Annotated in this window: 14 protein-coding genes; 5 read left to right on the top strand and 9 right to left on the bottom strand. The window is 76.1% G+C overall.

Annotation, left to right across the window (positions count from 1 at the left end; translation table 11 throughout):
• Positions 1 to 160 precede the first annotated feature (160 nt).
• The gene (locus NBH00_RS09700; RefSeq protein ID WP_254573137.1) at positions 161 to 1,429 is read right to left on the bottom strand and encodes a hypothetical protein; all 1,269 of its coding nucleotides are present in this window, start codon (positions 1,427 to 1,429) and stop codon (positions 161 to 163) included.
• A gap of 170 nt (positions 1,430 to 1,599) precedes the next feature.
• On the opposite strand from NBH00_RS09700, the gene NBH00_RS09695 reads away from it, so the two are divergent.
• From NBH00_RS09695 to NBH00_RS09675, 5 genes are all read left to right on the top strand, one after another.
• A complete protein-coding gene (locus NBH00_RS09695) occupies positions 1,600 to 2,472 on the top strand; it encodes a peptidoglycan-binding domain-containing protein (RefSeq protein ID WP_254573136.1) in 873 nt (290 codons plus the stop codon).
• Between the two features lie 87 nt (positions 2,473 to 2,559).
• Complete coding sequence (locus tag NBH00_RS09690; protein WP_254573135.1) at positions 2,560 to 2,946, top strand: VOC family protein; 387 nt, start codon at positions 2,560 to 2,562, stop codon at positions 2,944 to 2,946.
• Positions 2,947 to 3,197: 251 nt separating this feature from the next.
• A complete protein-coding gene (locus NBH00_RS09685) occupies positions 3,198 to 3,611 on the top strand; it encodes a hypothetical protein (protein ID WP_254573134.1) in 414 nt (137 codons plus the stop codon).
• Between the two features lie 15 nt (positions 3,612 to 3,626).
• A complete protein-coding gene (locus NBH00_RS09680; protein ID WP_254573133.1) occupies positions 3,627 to 4,313 on the top strand; it encodes a hypothetical protein in 687 nt (228 codons plus the stop codon).
• An 11-nt stretch (positions 4,314 to 4,324) separates the two neighbouring features.
• Positions 4,325 to 4,798, top strand: coding sequence for a Fur family transcriptional regulator (locus NBH00_RS09675; protein WP_254573132.1), 474 nt, complete (start codon positions 4,325 to 4,327; stop codon positions 4,796 to 4,798).
• Here NBH00_RS09675 and NBH00_RS09670 read toward each other — a convergent pair.
• From NBH00_RS09670 to NBH00_RS09635, 8 genes are all read right to left on the bottom strand, one after another.
• Positions 4,795 to 5,844, bottom strand: a complete 1,050-nt coding sequence (locus tag NBH00_RS09670; protein WP_254573131.1) for an AbrB family transcriptional regulator — start codon at positions 5,842 to 5,844, stop codon at positions 4,795 to 4,797. The two genes, NBH00_RS09675 and NBH00_RS09670, sit on opposite strands and share 4 nt — an antisense overlap.
• 1 nt (position 5,845) lies before the next feature.
• Positions 5,846 to 6,730 (bottom strand): metal ABC transporter permease, encoded by an 885-nt coding sequence (locus NBH00_RS09665; protein ID WP_254573130.1) that lies wholly within the window; start codon positions 6,728 to 6,730, stop codon positions 5,846 to 5,848.
• 12 nt (positions 6,731 to 6,742) lie between these two features.
• Complete coding sequence (locus NBH00_RS09660) at positions 6,743 to 7,543, bottom strand: metal ABC transporter ATP-binding protein (RefSeq protein ID WP_254573129.1); 801 nt, start codon at positions 7,541 to 7,543, stop codon at positions 6,743 to 6,745.
• Complete coding sequence (locus NBH00_RS09655) at positions 7,522 to 9,273, bottom strand: metal ABC transporter solute-binding protein, Zn/Mn family (protein ID WP_254573128.1); 1,752 nt, start codon at positions 9,271 to 9,273, stop codon at positions 7,522 to 7,524. The genes NBH00_RS09660 and NBH00_RS09655 overlap by 22 nt, the downstream gene beginning before the upstream one ends.
• Before the next feature lie 746 nt (positions 9,274 to 10,019).
• The gene (locus NBH00_RS09650) at positions 10,020 to 11,756 is read right to left on the bottom strand and encodes a peptidoglycan recognition protein family protein (protein WP_254573127.1); all 1,737 of its coding nucleotides are present in this window, start codon (positions 11,754 to 11,756) and stop codon (positions 10,020 to 10,022) included.
• A 114-nt stretch (positions 11,757 to 11,870) separates the two neighbouring features.
• A complete protein-coding gene (locus NBH00_RS09645) occupies positions 11,871 to 12,239 on the bottom strand; it encodes a winged helix-turn-helix transcriptional regulator (RefSeq protein WP_254573126.1) in 369 nt (122 codons plus the stop codon).
• Between the two features lie 41 nt (positions 12,240 to 12,280).
• The gene (locus NBH00_RS09640; RefSeq protein WP_254573125.1) at positions 12,281 to 12,931 is read right to left on the bottom strand and encodes a cation efflux transmembrane domain-containing protein; all 651 of its coding nucleotides are present in this window, start codon (positions 12,929 to 12,931) and stop codon (positions 12,281 to 12,283) included.
• A gap of 76 nt (positions 12,932 to 13,007) precedes the next feature.
• Positions 13,008 to 14,165: a type IV pilus twitching motility protein PilT gene (locus NBH00_RS09635; RefSeq protein WP_254573124.1), complete on the bottom strand. Its 1,158-nt coding sequence runs from the start codon at positions 14,163 to 14,165 to the stop codon at positions 13,008 to 13,010.
• Positions 14,166 to 14,280: the final 115 nt, after the last annotated feature.

Genomic DNA, 14,280 nt, shown 5'->3' with positions numbered 1-14,280 from the left:
GCACCCTGAATCTTCATTCACCGCGGCGCCGGCGGTCCTCCCCTCCGTAACCAGCCGCCGTAGACGCCCGCGCAACGAAAACGCCCCGCGCGCCGCCACCGCGACGGTCCCGAGGACCCGCCACGGCGCCGAGTCCGCCGCCGCGAGCCCACGCCCAGCCCTAAGCCTGCGTCGGCGCCTCCACCAGCTCCTCGGCGAGCAGCCGGTCGGCGAGCCCGCGCAGGTCCGGGTCCAGGTGGCCGCACAACACGTCGCGGAGGATCGCGCGCAGGTGGCTCGCGAGCTCGCGGGAGAGGGCGCCGACCGTCGCGTCCTCGGGGGCGCCCGCGCCGGTGATGAGGGAGCGCTCCATGCGGGCGACGTGGGCGACGCGGGCGGTGAAGGCGGCGCGCTGGTCCGGCTGGGCGCAGAGCGCGGCGAGGCGGCCGGGCAGGCGGCCGGACGCGGGGCCCTCGGGCTCGAGCAGCGCGCGCAGGGCCATGAGGTGGTCCGAGAGCGCGTCGTCGTCGCGCTCGCGGGTGCAGCCGAGCTCGAAGCGCCGCAGCGCCCAGGCGAGCTCGCCGCTGCGCGGCATGCGCCGGGACACGAGGTTGCAGAAGGCGCGCAGCTCGTCCTCCTGGGCGGCGGGGACGAACGCGCGGCCACGGACGAGGCCGCCGGCGGCGGGCCCGAGCGCGATGACCTGCCAGGGACCGCCTGCGGTCCGCAGCCAGCCGACCGGGGTCAGCGCGGCGCCGGCCTCGTCGAAGAGGCGCAGCGCGGCGACGAGCCGCGCGAGGCGGGCGCGGCCGGGGTCGTGCGGCAGGCCGTCGCCGCCGGACCCGAGGCTCGCGTCCCAGCGCAGGACGGCGAGGGTCCGGGCGCCGTCGCCGCGGACGGCGTCGGCCGGGCCGTCGTCCAGGACCTCCGCGCGCATGAGCGTCAGCCCGTCACCCATCGCGACCTCGCCGGACTCGAGCTCGATGCCGAGGACCGCGCACACGAGGACCGTCTCGGCGACGCCCTCGTGGACGATCGCCTCGAGCTCCTCGTACGCGCGCTCGAGCCGCTCGGCGTGGAGCACGAAGTCGCTCGAGTCCTCGAAGACCCGGCCGAGGAACGCGCGCAGCGCCAGTTCGGCGCGCTCGCGGCCGTCGCGCGGGATGCCCTGGGCGACCCGCGCCTGCAGGTAGCCGTCCAGGCCGCCGACCGCCTGCAGCGCGTGGACCGCCGGCAGGTAGGTCTCCAGGCGCGCGAGGATCGACCGCCGCTCGTCGATGAAGGCCGCGGTGAGGGGGCGGTAGCAGTAGAGCGTCGGCTGGCTGCGCCCGCTCGCGGACTCGGTGAGCTCGAAGGGCAGCTCGTGGCCGTCGGCCATGTCGGACGCGAGCTGCCAGGCGGCCTCCTCGGCGAAGGCGGAGAGCGTGGCGCGGAGCTGACGGTTGCGCATGCGGGCCGGATTCGCGGTCGCTGCGGGCGCTTCCTCGTCGGCGCAACGGACGTTGCAGTCCGTCCGAGCTGCAGCTTCCGGGCTCCAGGCTGCAGCTTCGGGGCCGCCAAAGGTGTGCACTCGTGTGGAGCTTCGGTGAGAGATGGGGAGGTTCGCCGAAATGCGGGCACATGACCCGTCTGCGTCGCTGCGCGATCCTCCTGATCTGCCTCTCCCTCGGAGCGGGCGCGTCGGTGGCGCCCGCGCAGGCGGCCTCGCGCCGGCTCGGGGACCGCGTCCTGCGCCTCGGCAGCCACGGCAGCGACGTCAAGCGCCTGCAGCGGCTCCTGACGAAGGCGGGCTTCGCCGCCGCCCCGGACGGCGACTTCGGCCGCGGCACCCGCACCGCGGTGCGCCGCTTCCAGAAGGTCGCGACCCTCCGCGTCACCGGGGTCGCGGACCGGCCGACGGTCGTGACCCTCAAGGCCTCGGTCGCCACGACCACGGCGGCGCCTGCCGCCGGCGCGGGCGGCCCGGACGGCGGCGCCGGCTTCGGCAGCGCGACGATGACGGGCGACACCGGGACCGCCGCCGCGGCGACACCGGCCACCACGCCGCCCGCGACGACGACCCCGCCCGCGTCCGGCCCGACCGGTCAGGCGACCCTCGCGGCCGACGGCGTGACCGCGGTCGCCCCCGCCGGCGCCCCGGCCGTCATCGTCTCGATGATCGCCGCCGCGAACCGGATCGCGACCACGCCCTACCGCTACGGCGGCGGCCACGCGTCCTTCGACGACACCGCCTACGACTGCTCGGGCTCAGTCTCCTACGCGCTGCACGGCGGCGGGCTGCTCGACACGACGATGGTCTCGGGCGACCTCGCGACGTGGGGCGACGCCGGCCTGGGCCGCTGGGTCACGATCTACGCGAACGACGAGCACGTCTACATGTACATCGCGGGTCTGCGCTTCGACACGAGCGGCCAGCGGACGACCGGTTCGCGCTGGCAGACGGCGCCGCGGTCGAACGCGGGCTTCGCCGTCCGCCACCCCACCGGCTGGTAGCTCAGCCCGCGACGGGCACCGCGCGGCTCGCAGCGCCGCGCCGCTCGAGCGCACCACACCGGCCGCGGCGTGCGCCATGCTGCTGCCATGTTCCTCGGACTGCGCACCGTCATCTACCCCGCCCCGGACCTCGAGCGGTCCAAGGCGTGGTACACCGCCCTCCTCGGCCACGGCCCGTACTTCGACGAGCCGTTCTACGTCGGCTTCGAGGCCGGCGGGTACGAGCTCGGCCTCAACCCGCGCGCCGATCCCGCGGACGGCGCCCGCACCTACTGGGGCGTGCCGGACGCCGCCGTCGCCCACGCCGCCCTCCTCGCCGCGGGCGCCGAGGCGGTGACCGACGTCACCGAGGTCGGCGAGGGGATCAAGGTCGGCGAGGTCCGCGAGCCCGGCGGCGCGATCCTCGGCGTCATCGAGAACCCGGTGTTCGCGGTCAGGCCGGTCGCCGAGCCCGGCCCGGGCCCGGGGCGCTGACCCGGAGGCTCGTCACCCTCGCCGCGCTCGCGGGCCTCACGGGCCTCGCGGGCCTCGCGGGCCTCGCGGGCCTCGCGGGCTGCGGGGACGGGTCGCCCGGGCGGCCGGCCGCCGCGACGCCCGCCGCGGGTGCGCTCGCGGACGGCACCGTGCCGGCCGTCCCCACCCCCGTCCCGATCGGCGCCGGGCCGCGCTTCCGGCCGTCGCCAGGCGCTCACCCGCAGCCGGGGCTTCCCTGCCGCCGGCCCGTCGTGCGGCCGGGGGCCGAGGCGCACCTCGAGCTCTTCGCGGCGGGCCGCGTCGTCATCGTCCCCGCCGGCATCGGCGTCCTCGGGGCCCGGCGGCGGGGCGGCGTCGACACCGGCGCCCGCTGCACGACGGACGTGCGGACGACCGAGCCGACGGGGGTCGTCGAACTGCGACCGGGCGCCCGCACCACGGTGGGCGACCTCTTCGCCGTCTGGGGACGTGCCCTCGGCCGCGACCGCCTGCTCGGCTTCCGGGGCCCGGTGCGCGCCTGGGTCGGCGGACGCCGGTGGCGGGGCGACCCGCGCGCGATCCCGCTGCGCGCCCGCAGCCAGGTCGTCGTCGTCACCGGCCCGGCCGTCCCCGTCCACGCGACGTACGCCTTCCCGCCTGGCGGCGTCACCCATCTGCGTCCGTGACTACGCTCCGGCGCGATGCGCGTCCGCCTTGCCGCCCTGCTGCTCTGTGCCGTGACCGCGCTGCCCGCGCTCGCGCCGCCGCTCGCCCGCGCCGACGGCGACCCGGCGAGCGACGTCCTCATCGGCGGCGACTCGTTCTACCCCTACCCGCCGAACGGCCCGGCGAAGGACCTGCGCACCGCCCTCGACGGGATGCTGAAGCAGGCCAAGGCGAAGGGGTTCCACCTGAAGGTCGCGATGATCGCGGCGACGACGGACATGGGCGCCGTCCCCCAGCTGTTCACCGATCCGCAGAAGTACGCCGATCTGCTGACGCAGGAGCTGAGCTTCAACACGAAGCCGCGCGTCCTCGTCGTCCTCCCCGCCGGCCTCGGGGGCAACAACCTCGGCGACCGGGCCGGCCCGGCGCTCAGCGGCATCACGCCGGAGGCCGGCGCCGGCGGGGACGGGCTCGCCCGCGCCGCGATGCTCGCCGTCGGGCGCCTGACCGCCGCGAACGGGACGCCCGTGCCCGTGCCCGCCGTCGCCCGCGGCACCGGCCGCGCCGGCGGCAAGCGCGACAGCTCGACCTCGCCGCTCATCATCTTCGGCGTCCCGGTCCTCCTCGTCGCGCTCGCCGCCGGTGTCGCCGCCGCCCGCGGCCGCGGAGCCGAGGACGGCGAGGACGCCGAGGACCGCGAGCACGGCGAGGACGGGGAGTAGCATCGAGGGCGATGCCCGACGAGCTCCAGCAGCTGGACTGGGCCGACCACGCGTCCGAGCGCCTGGCCGGCGCCGGGTACCGCCGCGGCGGCGCGCGGCAGGCCGTCATCGACCTGCTCGCGCAGCAGCCGTGCGCGCTCTCGGCCCTCGAGATCGAGGAGGCGCTGCGGGGCGCCGGGGGCCGCCCCGTCGCCCGCGCCTCGGTCTACCGCGTCATCGACGAGCTCGAGCAGCTGAAGCTCGTCTCGCGGATCGAGGTCGGGCACGGGATCTCGCGCTACGAGGCCGTGCACCCGGACGGGCACCACCACCATCACCACCTCGTCTGCGACGACTGTGAGAAGGTCATTCCCTTCGCCGACGACGAGCTCGAGCGGACGATCCACCGGGTCGCCGACCGCGTCGCGTTCGACGTCGCCGAGCACGACATCGTGCTCCACGGCTCCTGCGGCGACTGCGGCCGCCGCCGCACCGCCCGCCGCTAACGGCGCCCGAGCGACCAGCGCACCGCGAGCGGCGCGAGCAGGACCATGACGACGACGCGGAGCGACTGCACCGCGACGACGAACGTCGTGTCGGCCCCCGAGCCCGACGCGACGGCGAGCACCGCGTAGAGGCCCCCGGGGGTCGTCGCGAGGTACGCGTCGAGGAGCGAGGCCGAGGTCGTCGCCGCCAGCGCGAGCGCGAGCCCGAAGCAGGCGACGAGCAGCCCGAGGATGACGAGCGCGACGGGGAGCAGCAGCCGTCCGAGCAGCCGGATCGTGTCGACGGTGAAGCGCAGCCCGACCTGCAGGCCGATCGTCGCGAACGCCGTCTCCCGCAGGAGCGGCGGGACCGTGAACGCACCTCCGGGGACCGCGAGGACGACGACGCCGGTGACGAGCATCGGGCCGAGCAGGACGCCGGCCGTGAGCCGGGCCCGCGCGGCGAGGACCGCGCCGAGGAGCCCGAGCACGGCCGTCAGCACCCAGCCGCGCGCGTCGCCGAGGATCGGGCCCCCGTCCGCGCCGACCGCGCCTGATGCCGCATGCGCGCCCGGGAAGACGATCGCGATGAACAGCGGCGTGGACGCGACGACGACGAGCACGCGGAGGTACTGCATGAACGCGACGAGCCGGTCGTCGGCGCCGAGCTCGCCGGACATGCCCACGATGCCGGAGGCGCCGCCGGCGATGAGGCCGAGCGCCGCCGTCGGCTCGTCGAGGGTCGTCGTCCGCGCGAGCAGCGCCCCGGCGCCGAGGCTCAGCGCGAGCGTCGCGCCGCTCACGAGCGTCACCGGCAGCCAGTCGTGGCCGAGCTCCTTCAGCGCCGACGTCTGCAGGTAGGCGCCGAGCGTCACCCCCGCGACGGCCTGCGCGCGCCGGAACCACACGGGCTGCACGTCGAGCGTGCCCGGCCGCCGCAGCGCGAGCGCCAGCCCGAGCAGGAGCGCGGCGAACAGGTAGGACGACGGCAGGCCGGCCTGGCCGAGCAGCACCCCGCCCGCGACGATCGCCGCGGCCGTCGCGGGCCAGAGCGCGAGGCGCGGCACGTCAGGCCGGCGCGCCCGCGGGCTCGGGGGTCGGCCGCGTCCGCGCCCGCGTGAGCGCCGCGGCCGCCGCCGTCCCCGCCGCGAGGACGAGGTACGTCCCCACGAGCACCGCGGCGATCGAGGCGCCGGCGGCCGTCCCCGCGTAGTAGCTGAGGTACAGCCCCGCGACCGCGCCGACGACGGCGATCGCCGACGAGACGACGAGCATCGGCGCCATCCGCCGGGTGAGCAGCCGGGCGGCGGACGGCGGCGCGATGAGCACCGCGACGACGAGGAGGTTGCCGAGCCCCTGCACCGCCACGAGCAGCGTGACGGCGAGCAGGACGAGGACGGTGACGTCCATCGTGAGCGTCCGCACGCCGAGCGCGGGCGCGCTGAGCCGGTCCAGGCCGATGACGAGCAGCCGCGGGTGCAGGACCGTGAGCGCGCCGACGAGGACGACGACGAGGCCGCCGGCGAGCGCGAGGTCGGTGTCGCTGACCCCGAGCACGTCGCCGAAGAGCAGGCCCTGCAGGCCGGCGGGCGTGTCGGGTGAGAGCGCGAGCAGCGCGCCGAGACCGAAGAGCGCGGTGACGACGACGGCGACGGCCGTGTCGCGGTCGAGCCCCGGGATCCGGCCGGCGACGGCGACCGCGACGGCCGCGACGAGCAGCCCGGCCGCACCGCCGAGCAGCAGCGGCGCGCCGAGCAGCGACGCGCCGACGAGCCCGGGCAGCAGGGCGTGCGCGAGCGACTCCGCGCTGTAGCCGAGGTTGAACGAGACGACCCAGCCGCCGAGCGCCCCGCCCGCGATCCCGAGCAGCACGACCTCGAGCAGCGCGCGGCGCGTGAGCGCCTCCGTCCACGGGTCGGTGAGCCAGGTGAGCAGCGCGAGCGACGGGTGCATGGCCGGGCGCCTTCAGTGCTCGTGGTGGTGGGCGGGCAGCACGACGTCGTGATGCCCGTGGACGGCGCAGTCGATGTCGACGATCTCGCCGCCGTACGTCGCCTCCAGGACGCTGCGGGTGAGGACGTCCGCGTGCCCGTAGGCGATCTGGCGCTTGTTCAGGCAGAGGACCGTCCCCCACCGCCGCGCCTGCTCGACGTCGTGCGTCGCGATGAGCAGGCCGCGGCCTTCGTCGGCGAGCTGGAGCAGCAACTGCTCGAGGCGGTCCGCGCTGACGGCGTCCAGCCCCGTGAAGGGCTCGTCGAGGAGGACGATCGGCGCGTCCTGGACGAGCGCCCGCGCGACGAGCACGCGCTGGCGCTGGCCGCCGGAGAGGTCGCCGAAGGTGCGGTCCGCGTGCTCGGCGAGGCCGACCTGGCCGAGCGCGGCCCGGGCGAGCCGGCGGTCGGCCTTGCCCGGCCGTCGCCACCAGGGCAGCCGCGACACCGCGCCCATGAGCGCGACGTCGAGCGCGCTGACCGGGAAGTCCAGCCGCGAGCGCTCGGTCTGGGGGACGACGGCGCAGCGTGCCTGCCGCTCGAGCGTCCCGCTCACGGGCTCGAGCTCGCCGAGCAACGTGCGGAAGAGCGTCGTCTTGCCGCCGCCGTTCGGGCCGAGGACGGCGACGCGGTCCCCCGCACGGAGCGTCAGCTCGACCCCGGTGAGGACGGCGCCCGCCCCGTAGCCGCAGGCGAGGCCCGCCGCGCGCAGGAGCACGGGTGCGGCCGTCGCCGGCGGCGGCGTGGGTGTCGTCAGGTCAGCGGGATCGTGCACCGGTCGGCTCCTTGCGTGAACCCGCGCACCATGGCGTCGGCGTTCGCGCGTTCCATCCCAAGGTAGGTGCTCCCGGCCGAGTCCGCCGGGCCGAGCGTGTCCCCGTACAGCTCGTGGTCCGCGGTGGCGCCCGTCTGCCGGGCGATCGCGTGGGCGAGCTTCGCGTTCAGCGACGTCTCCGGGAAGACGGCGCGGACGTGCTCGCGCCGGATGACGCGGGCGAGGTCGCTGATCGCCTGCGCCGACGGTTGCGCCTGGGTCGTCTGCGACGGGATGACGGCGCCGACGACCCGGATCCCGTAGCGCGCGGCGAAGTAGCCGAAGGCGTCGTGGTCGGTGACGAGCCTCCGCTGCGCGGGCGGGACGGCGGCGAAGCAGCGCGCGATCCCGCGGTCCAGGTGCTCGACGCGGAGGCGGTAGGCGCCGGCGCGGCGCTCCAGGCGGGCGCGGGCCGCCGGGGCGACGCGGGCGAGCCGGGCGGTGATGACGCCGACGGCGGCCTCGACGTTGCGCGGGTCGTGCCACCAGTGCGGGTCGTGGCGTGAGGCCTCCGGCCCGCTCGTCTTTCCCGGCCGCTGAACCGGGAGCGTCGTGGACAGGTCGACGACCAGCGGGGACCCGCCGCTCTGGTGGACGACGTCCCCCATCCAGTGGTCGAGCCGGTCGCCGCTGACGAAGACGAGCTTCGCGCGGGCGGTCTCCCGCACGTCCTTCGGGCGGGGCTCGTAGTCGTGCGGGTCCGTGTTCGGGTGGAGGATCTGCGTCACGCGGACGTCGGGGCCGCCGACCTCGCGGACGATGTCGCCGAGCTGCGTCGTCGTGACGACGACGCGGACGCCGTGCCCGCTGCCGTCCTCGAGGGCCCCGCAGCCGGAGCCGCCGACCGCGAGCAGCACGAGCGCCGCCGCGGCCGTCAGGGGCCTGAGCCCGGCGGCGCGCCCGGCGGCCACGACCGCGAAGACCCCCCCGGAGAGCACGGCGATCGCCGGGCCGGGCGGCGCGTTCCACTCGACCGAGAGCCACAGCCCGGCGACCCCCTCTGCGGCGACGAGGGCGACCGTCGCGAGCTGCCACGGGCCGAGGCGCCGGCAGACCAGGCGCGTCGTCGCGGCGGGGACGACGAGGACCGCCGTCGCCAGCAGCGCGCCGAGCGTCGCGAGCGCCGCGACCGCGAGCAGCGCGACGAGCCCCAGGAGGATCGCGTCCGGGAGCGGCGAGCGCGCGCCGAGCGACGGCGCGGTCCGCGCGTCGAAGCCGACGACGAGCCAGCGCGTGTGGAGGAAGAACGCGCCGAGCAGCGACAGCGCGCTCGCGACCGCCGCGAACGCGAGGTCGTGCCCGTCGACGAGCAGCAGGCTGCCGAAGAGCAGCGTCTCGACGTTCGCCCCGGAGTGGAAGACGTCGCTCGCGAGGATGACGCCCGCCGCCAGGGCGCCGACGAGCACGAGCGCGGTCTGCGAGTCGTAGCGGTCGGCACCGCCCTCGCGCCGCGCGAGCGCGCCCACCCCGAGCGCGACGACGAGCCCCGTCCCCGCCGCCCCGAGCGTCGCCGGGAACGCGAGCCCGTCGGCGAGGACGAGCCCCGGGAAGGCCGCGGTCCCCACCGCGTGGGCGTAGAACGAGAGCCCCCGCAGGACGATCCACGTCCCGATGACCCCGGCGCCGACGGCGAGCAGCAGGACCTCGACGAGGCCGCGCTGGACGAAGGGCAGGGACAAGACGTCGAACACGCGGGCAGAAGCGTAGCAAGAATGAGATTCGTTCTCGTCTTTGGGGGTTGGTGGTGCGGCGGGTGGTGGGATCGGCGCTTGCGCCGGGACGCGGGGGTGGGTGCGATGCCGGCGCTTACGGCGGCGAAGACGGCGGACGGGCATCGCCGCGGGGATCGGCCCGACGAACGGGTCGCTCAGGCGACCGTTCGCCGGGCGAAGGCCGCGCCGCCTCTTCGCGGACGACGCCGAGCGCGGGGGCCTCATGCTGGCGGCGGCGGGGCTGGCGGCGTAGGGCTTCCGGCGCCTCCGCGGGCAGGGCCGGCGCCTGCGTGGGACGCGGGGGCTGTCGGCGGGTCGCGGCGCAACCGTGAACCCTCACTCAGCAGCTGAATGCAGGTTCAGGGTGCTGAGGGCCCCCTGAACCTTCGTTCACCCGCGGCGCCGGGGGCTCTCCCGACGGCATCGCCGCGGGGATCGGCCCGACGAACGGGTCGCTGAGGCGACCGTTCGTCGGGCGAGGGCCGCGGCGCGACCGTCGTGGCCTGGCTCGTCGCCGCACGGCCTCTTGCGCATCGGCGCGAGGAGCGAGGTGTGACCTCCCAGACCGGCAGTGCCGGGCTCAGCGGACACACCTCGCGCCACCGCCCACGCCCAGGCGGCGGCAGCTCCGGCTCCGCCGTCTCCGCCGCCGTAGACGCCCCGCACCACACCCGCCCCCGCGACCGGCCACCACGCCGAGCCCGCCGAGCCCGCCGAACGCATCCCTACCCCACCGAAGCCCCCGCCCCTCCCGCGCCCCCGCCCAGCGCCGTCGCCGACCGCACGGCGCGGACGAACACCGGCGCCACCGAGGCGTCGCCCGCCGTCACGGTCAGGCGGTAGAGCGCGGGCTTCACGAGCGGCACCACCGCGCTGTAGGCGGTCTTCGCCACGGTCGCGCGGACCGTCGTCACCGGTGTCCAGACGCCGCCCTTGCCCTGCCGTTCGACGAGGATCCGGACCGGCGCCGACGGGCCGATCGCGCCGCGCACGGTGACGGCGCTCCCGGCCAGCACCCGCGAGCGGATCGCCGGCGTGAGGAGCGTCAGGAGGGTGTCGAGCCGGACGGTGAGCAGCGGCGACCGGACCTTCGTGCCGTCCACCGTCGCGGCGGCGCGCAGCGGCCCCTCGCGCTTGTACACCACCGTCGCGGCGAACCGCCCGGCGTCGTCCGTCCGGGCCCGCGCGACGCGCACCCAGCCCCCGGTCGAGGTGCGCTTCTGGATGCTCACGACCACGCCCGCGGCCGCCGTCCCGCCACCGGCGAGCACCTGCCCGCTGAGGGCCGCGTCGTCCCCGTACCGCACGTGCGGTGCGGCGCTCGCCAGCCCGATCCGCGCGGCGACCGGGGCCCCGACGCCATAGGAGGCGACGCGGGCGCGGAGCGCGCCGAGCTCGCCGTAGAGGGTGTTGCCGGGGCAGTCGGTCGTGCAGCCGTCGCGGTGCCCGCTGATGCGCTGGAGGGTGACGCTCGTCCCGTACGGGTAGCGGTTCTCCTTGCCGCCGCCCGACACGAGCGTGACCGCGCCGGTCGGCGGGACCCCGTGCAGCGAGAGCTTCCAGGAGATGAGCTGTGCGAGGGCGCCGAACGTCGCGTCGGACACCGGCACGTCGGTGAACGTCCCGATCGTCGCGATGCCGGTCGACTGGCTGTTCCAGCCCCCGGCCTGGGCGCCGATGACGGCCTCGGTGATCCCGCCCGCCCGGCCCTCGAAGACCGTCCCGAAGCGGTCGACGAGGAAGTTGTAGCCGATGTCGTTCCAGCCGTTCGTGTCGCGGTGGTACTTCGCGATCGCCAGGACGATCCGCGGTGAGTCCTCCGGCGCGTAGTCGTTCGCGTTGACGGTGTGGTGGACGAAGGCGAGGTTCACGACGCCGTAGCTCGGGGCGGCGCGCGGCGGCACCGCGTCGGCGCCCCACGCGGCGCGCGGCACGATCGTCGGCGCGGCCGCCTGCCGCGGGGCGGCGCCGCCGTCGGACCCGGCCGCCGCGCGCAGGCCCGCGTGCGCGGCCGGAGCCGGGATCGCCCCCTCCCCCACCGTGACGAGCGCGAGACGCCCGCCGGTGAGCCGGCGGCGCGCGCGGAGCTGCAGCGCGTCCGCGCCGCCCGCCCACACGGGGTCCGAGGCCGGGACCGCGCGGGGCCGGTCCGGGGCGTGGCTCGTGCCGGCGCCGAGCGGGACCCAGGGGCTCCACCCGCCGCGCCGGCGGACGCGGAGCTCCGCATGGGCGCCGTCGAGGGCGACACCGCGCAGGCCCACGAGGTCGAAGGGGGCCGGCGTCACGACGACGGCGCCGGCCCGTCCGCCCCCGGGCACGGCGCCCGCGGGCAGCGCGAGGCCCCGTGAGCGCGTCGCCGCGGCGGCGGCCGGGGCCCCGAGCGCGTCCGGCCCCTCGGCTCCGAGGAGCAGCGCGCCCACGCCACCGGCGACGCCGAGCCTCAGCACGCGCCTACGGGTCATCCCTTCGCGGGCCGGTCCTGGTCCGAGCGCATCCATTCGTCTCTAGGACCCGTTTCGGCGCCCAGGGTTGCGGACCCTGCGTCCTGCAAGCCGGCTGTCAGGCCGCGGCCGGCGTCAGGCGACGGCGGGGACGGACACGTCCCCCAGCGCGACGGCGGCGGCGCCGGCGCATTCCAGCGCGAGCCAGCGCTCGCCGTACTCGCGCATGCTGTCGATGATCGGCAGCAGGGCGAGGCCCTTCGGGGTCAGCGCGTACTCGACGCGCGGCGGGACCTCGGCGTACGTCTGGCGCTCGACGATCCCCTCCTCCTCCAGCGCTCGCAGGCGCAGCGAGAGGGTGCGGGGGCTGATGCCGGAGAGCGAGCGCTCGAGCTCGCAAAAGCGCGTGTTGCCCGCAGCGAGGTCCCGGATGAGGAGCAGCGTCCACTTGCCGCAGACGATGTCTGCGGTGCGACAGACGGGACAGCTCTCATCAACGGCCATGCCTTCACTTTACCAAGTGAAGTGATGGCCGGGGGGGGTCCTCAGGGGCACCCGCCGGTGCAGCACGCCTCGCCGCGCCAGGCGCCGCGGGCCTCGTGCACGCAGGCCGCGGCGATGACGAGCGCACAGGCCGGGTCCGCCCACCACCAGCCGGCCGCCGCGTTCGCGACGAGTCCGACGAGCAGGGCCCCCGAGAGGTAGCCGCAGATCGTCGTCTGGCGCGCCTCCGACGCGGTCGCCGAGGAGTGCAGGCGGCGGGCGTTCGCGTGCTTCGCGCGGGCGAGCAGCGGCATCGTGACGACGGTGAAGGCCGACAGGACGATGCCGACGACGCTCACGTCCGGCCGGTGGCCGTCCACGAGGCCGTGCACCGCCTCGGCGCCGACGTAGGCGGCGATGACCAGGAACGACGCGGCGATGAGCTGCTGCGCGCGGCGCTCGGCCGCGGGGTGCGCCGTGCCGAACCGCCAGAGCAGCACGACCCCGGCGACGACCTCGACGAGCGAGTCGGCGCCGAAGCCGATGAGCGCGACCGACGAGGCCACGATGCCCGCGACGAGCGCGATCGCCGCCTCGGCCACGTGCCAGGCGAGCCCCACCCGGGCGAGCAGGACGGCGCGGGCCTGGAGCGCGCGGCGGTCCGGGCCCGAGGCCGGGTGGTGATGGTGGATCGGGAGTGGTGAGGTCGCCAAGGCCGTCGACGGTACCGGCCCGGCGGACGGACCCCGCCGAGCTGAGAACGGGTCTGATTCCCTCCGCGGGCGGCCTTCAGCGCAGTGCGGAGGCGGCGGCGCCCGTCGTCTCGGCGCGCTGCGTCTCGGCCTGCGCGAGGTCGTCCATCGTCGTGCCCCGGCGCCCGTCGGCCCCGACGAGGAGCTTGAAGTCGTGCGGGCTCGTCGCCGCGCCGAGCGCCTCCTCCATCGTGATCCGGCCCGCCTTCAGGTGGCTGAAGAGCGCCTGGTCGAAGGTCTGCATCCCGTAGTACTCGCCCTCGGCGATGACCTCGGTGATCTTCCCCGTCTGCTGCGGGTCCATGATCATGTCCCGCACCCGGCCGGTCATCCGCAGGACCTCGCAGACCGCGACGCGACCGTGGCCGGACGCGCTCTTCACGAGCCGCTGGGACACCGCGCCCTTGAGCGTGCCGGCGAGCATCGCGCGGACCTGCTGGTGCATGTGCGGCGGGAAGAAGTCGATGAGGCGGTTGATCGTCTCGGCCGCGTCGACGGTGTGGACCGTCGAGAAGACGAGGTGCCCGGTCTCGGCGGCGCTGAGGGCGGTGTGGACCGTCTCCTCGTCGCGCATCTCGCCGATGAGGATGACGTCCGGGTCCTGACGCAGGACGCGGCGCAGCGCCTGCTTGAACGACGCGGTGTCCTGCCCGATCTCGCGCTGGTTGATCGCCGAGCGCTTGTCGGTGTGGAGGAACTCGATCGGGTCCTCGATCGTGACGACGTGCTTGGACATCGTCGAGTTGATGTGGTCGATCATCGCGGCGAGCGTCGTCGACTTGCCCGAGCCGGTCGTGCCGGTGAGCAGGACGATGCCGCGCTCCTCCTCGGCGAGCGCCTGGATGACCGGCGGCAGCGCGAGCTCCTCGATCGTCCGGATCGAGACGGGGATGGCACGGGCGACGATCGAGGCCGCGCCGCGCTGGCGGAAGGCGTTGACGCGGAAGCGGGCGACGCCGGGGATCGCGTAGGAGAAGTCGATCTCGCCGTGCTCGTGCCACTCCTGCAGGCGGTTCGGGTCGCGGAGCAGGTGGGTCACGACGTCCTCGGTGTCCTGCGCCTCGAGGACGGGCAGGCCCTCGATGCGCCGCAGCCCGCCGTCGACGCGGATGAGCGGCGGCGACGGGATCTTCAGGTGCAGGTCCGAGCCGCCTTCGGCGACGAGGTGGCGGAGGGCGGCGTCGACGTCGAGCATGGTCCGGTCAGCATCGGCCGATGCGCTCAGGTTCTTGAGGACGCCGGAGCCGCCGTGGCCGCGCGCAGCGCCACGTCCGCCCCGTAGAGCGCGAGGTAGCCGGGCCGCAGCTCCG

The sequence above is a fragment of the Paraconexibacter antarcticus genome, assembly GCF_024220175.1.
In the GTDB taxonomy this organism is placed as follows: Bacteria; Actinomycetota; Thermoleophilia; order Solirubrobacterales; family Solirubrobacteraceae; genus Paraconexibacter; species Paraconexibacter antarcticus.
This window is presented reverse-complemented; position numbering and strand designations above follow the sequence as displayed.